The organism is Rhodococcus sp. EPR-147 (assembly GCF_001647185.1).
GTDB lineage: Bacteria > Actinomycetota > Actinomycetes > Mycobacteriales > Mycobacteriaceae > Rhodococcoides.
The window spans coordinates 1-3,768 of the sequence record NZ_LVCU01000400.1 but is presented as its reverse complement, the minus strand read 5'-3'; the positions used below and the strand labels follow the sequence as shown (position 1 = coordinate 3,768).

Sequence of the window (3,768 nt, the reverse complement as noted above, 5' to 3'; positions counted from 1 at the left end):
GACCACCGAACCGGCCGCCGACGGTACGGGCACGGCAGGTCCGGCTCCGACCGACGTACCCCAGAGGTTGTGGCAGGTCCGCGAGCTGCAACTCGCATCGGTAGCCGCGATCATCCTCGCCGCATCGTGGTTGCTCGGTCGAACGGGTGCCGATGCGGTCGCGACCGTCGGCGGTCTGATCGCTGCCGCGATCGCGGCCGTCACCTTCGTTCCCGCGACGGTGAGAAATCTGCGACACGGCCGCATCGGTGTCGGCACGCTGATGACGATCGCGCTCCTCGGTGCCATCGCATTGGGCCAGATCCCCGAGGCCGCGATGCTCGGCATCCTGTTTTCCGTCGCCGAGGGACTCGAGGAGTACGCGGTCACCAAGACCCGCCGCGGACTACGCGCACTTCTGTCCTTGGTGCCGCCGACAGTGTCGGTCCTGCGCGGTGGAACCGAGCAGGCCCTGCCCCCCGACGATGTCGTGATCGGGGACACCATGGTGCTGCGACCGGGCGAGCGAGCTGCCACGGACGGCACCATCGCACGCGGTTCGACGAATCTGGACGTGTCCGCGATCACCGGCGAGTCCGTGCCCATCGAAGCCGGTGTCGGCGACGAGGTGCATGCCGGTGCCATCAACGGCGGCGGAGCCATCGAGATCACCGTCACCGCGCCGGCATCGGAGAGTTCGCTTGCGCGCATCGTCCGCATCGTCGAACAGGCCCAGGACCGCAAAGGGGCCGGCCAGCGGCTCGCGGACCGGATCGCACGTCCCCTCGTGCCTTCGATCATGATTCTCGCCGCCCTCGTCGCCGGCGTCGGTGCGGTGCTCGGTGACCCCATGTTGTGGCTCGAACGCGCACTGGTGGTCCTGGTCGCGGCATCACCGTGCGCGTTGGCCATCTCGGTGCCGCTGTCGGTGGTGGCGGCGATCGGGGCTGCGAGCCGCAACGGGGCATTGATCAAAGGCGGTGCAGCAGTAGAAGAGCTGGGCCGCATCCGCGTCGTCGCCGTGGACAAGACCGGCACCCTCACCGCAGGACGACCGGAGGTCGTCGACGTCGTCACCGCTGCGGGAATCGGCCGCGACGCCGCGCTGGCCGTTGCTGCTGCGCTCGAAGCGCGCAGCGAGCATCCACTCGCCCGCGCCATCCTCGCTTCCGTATCGACCGTCGCGGCAGCCGATGATGTCACTGCCATCGCCGGACACGGCCTGACCGGCACCCTCGACGGAGCCGCGATCAGGCTCGGGAAACCGAGCTGGTTCGACACCCACCCCAGCTCCGAGGAGTTCCGCGCCGACGTCGCTCGTCTCCAAAGCAGCGGTGCCACAGTCGTTCTCGTCGAACGCGCCGGAGTCCTGATCGCTGCGATCGCCGTCCGCGACGAACTGCGGCCCGAGGCCGCCGAGGCTGTCCGCCAACTCACCGCGCTCGGTATCGACACTGCGATGCTCACCGGCGACAACGCACTCACTGCGCAGGCCCTGGCGACCCAGGCGGGTATCACCGCCGTCCACGCCGAACTACTGCCCGAGGACAAAGCGGCCCTGCTCGCCGACATCGCGGCCGGACGCAAGATTGCCATGGTCGGCGACGGCATCAACGACGCTCCCGCCTTGGCGACCGCAGATGTCGGTATCGCCATGGGCGCAATGGGAACCGACGTTGCCATCGAGACCGCCGATGTTGCCCTCATGGGGGAAGACCTCCGGCATCTACCGCAGGTGCTGGCCCACGCTCGGCATGCCCGCGGCATCATGGTCCAGAACATCGCCCTGTCGATCGCGATCATCGGCGTGCTCGTCCCACTGGCTGCCACCGGCGTCCTCGGTTTGGCGACTGTGGTGCTCGTCCACGAACTCGCCGAAGTCCTGGTGATCGCCAATGCGATTCGTGCCGCCCGCACCACACCGTTGGACGGGTTCGTCCCACCGCCTACGGCATCCGGTGCCCTCAATGTCACGATCGCACCCGCAGCGGCCTTCGAGGATGCCTGCTGCGCTCCGGCCCCGACGCCGAGGAACGCTGCGCCTCTCGCATCTGGGAACCTACTGGCCGCCACCACCGCACCGTCACCCTCGGCGATCGGAGCAGACGACGGCAGCAGCTCCGGGTGCTCGGATGGATGTACCTGCTGCACATCGACTCCCGCGCGAAGCGAACTCGGTCAGGGAAGGTAGAGACCTGCGGGCGGTGATCGGACTGCATGCAGGCTCTACGGGATCGACATGACCCCAGCAGCAGCGGCATCGACAACAGAGGTGCGCTGGCACCACCTCGAACGAACACACATCCTCTCGCAGCACTATCCGTGATTGCATGCTCTCAACCACGCCGCGATGGTGAAAGCTGCGGCGGTAGAACATGATCGGCGCGAATCCTGGGGTCAGGTGATCCGGATCGTGATCGCTGCTCCAGGATCGTGGTCGGGGCGATACCCGGCCGGTAACACCGGCCGGGTCGAGGCGGGACCGATGTCGCCGATGCCCATTCCGCAGGACCGTACGGACGCGCTGAGAGGCAGATAGCGGTCATCAGTTCAGGCCTGCGTAGGAGTGCAGGCCGGAGACGACCATGTTGATGATGAACAGATTGAACAGCATCGCCACGAATCCGGCGATGTTGATCCATGCTGCGCGGGTGTTGCGCCACCCGCTGGTGGCGCGGGCGTGCAGGTAGGAGGCGTAGACGATCCAGGTGATGAAGGAGACCGTTTCTTTCGGATCCCAGCCCCAGAACCGGCCCCACGCGGCTTCGGCCCAGATAGCGCCGAGGATGACGCCGACGCCGAAGAGCGGGAAGGCGAAGATCGTGGTCTTGTAGGCCACGATGTCCAGTGTCTGCGCGGAGGGCAGGCGGGCTGCGATCCGGCTCACGCGGCTGCCCGAGTCCTCGGGATGCTTCATGCGGATCAGGAACAGTATGCTCGCAACCCCGGAGATCAGGAACACCCCGCTGCCGAGCGAGACGATGGAGACGTGCACCGGCAGCCAGTACGACTGCAGTGCCGGTACCACCGGTGCTGCGTCGGCGTACAGCACGGTGCCGGCGACGAACAGCAGGATCAACGTCGGCACCAGAACGAACAACCACAGGGTGCGTAGCTGCGTCGAGCGCAGCACCACCAGTGCAGCGACTACACCTGCTGCGCAGGTGACCGAGACGAATTCGTACATGTTGCCCCACGGCGGCCTGCCGGTGGCGATCCCGCGAAGGATGATCGACCCGATATGCAGGGTCAGTGCCACCATCACCAGCCCGAGTCCGCTACGCCCGAAACGTTCGGATGGAACTCGCCGGGGTGCGTCGGGAATGCGTCCGGGCGTCGTCGACGTGGCAGCAATGATCCGAGCACGAAGTCGCTCCGTATTGTGCAGTTCCGCGCTACGGGTCGTTGCGAGCTGTGCGAGGAATGCGATCGCGGCGAGGAGATAGACCACGAAGGCGGTCTCGAAGCTGATGTCGCTCCACCGGGCGAGGGTGTCGTCGATCGGCATGGTGCTACACCGTTTCTCTGTCGTGGTTCTCGGACGGGCTCTGCGTGTGCGGCCAGATCTTCAACCGAAGGGTCTGGAATTCCGGTCCCCAGCCGGCGTGATCGGTGCGAGCCAGGCCACCCATGTCCACTGGCGAGAGACCGCGCTCGCCGGGGTGGACCCGGAACCAGACACGGCGACGTGTGATGACCAGGGACACCAGTAGTCCGGTCATCATCGTGACCGCGAACACGAGCACCCACCGCTGCGCGGGGTCGTATCCGACCTGGAGGTTCGCGAAT

3 protein-coding genes and 1 pseudogene are annotated in these 3,768 nt (G+C 66.7%); 2 read left to right on the top strand and 2 right to left on the bottom strand.

Annotation, left to right across the window (positions count from 1 at the left end):
- Nucleotides 1-67 precede the first annotated feature (67 nt).
- Nucleotides 68-2,170 (top strand): heavy metal translocating P-type ATPase, encoded by a 2,103-nt coding sequence (locus A2J02_RS17970; RefSeq protein ID WP_082899528.1) that lies wholly within the window; start codon nt 68-70, stop codon nt 2,168-2,170.
- Nucleotides 2,171-2,218: 48 nt separating this feature from the next.
- Nucleotides 2,219-2,518 (top strand): annotated as a pseudogene (locus tag A2J02_RS27335) (DUF3703 domain-containing protein).
- A 6-nt stretch (nt 2,519-2,524) separates the two neighbouring features.
- Here A2J02_RS27335 and ccsB read toward each other — a convergent pair.
- Both ccsB and A2J02_RS17960 read right to left on the bottom strand, forming a co-directional pair.
- Nucleotides 2,525-3,487: a c-type cytochrome biogenesis protein CcsB gene (gene ccsB, locus A2J02_RS17965; protein WP_032373342.1), complete on the bottom strand. Its 963-nt coding sequence runs from the start codon at nt 3,485-3,487 to the stop codon at nt 2,525-2,527.
- 4 nt (nt 3,488-3,491) lie between these two features.
- A partial coding sequence (locus A2J02_RS17960) for a cytochrome c biogenesis protein ResB (RefSeq protein ID WP_197478055.1) occupies nt 3,492-3,768 on the bottom strand: 277 nt, incomplete at its 5' end.

What these genes read in the sequence shown, in the direction of transcription:
- ccsB (WP_032373342.1), bottom strand. Translation starts at nt 3,487, where the DNA reads ATGCCGATCGACGACACCCTCGCCCGGTGGAGCGACATCAGCTTCGAG.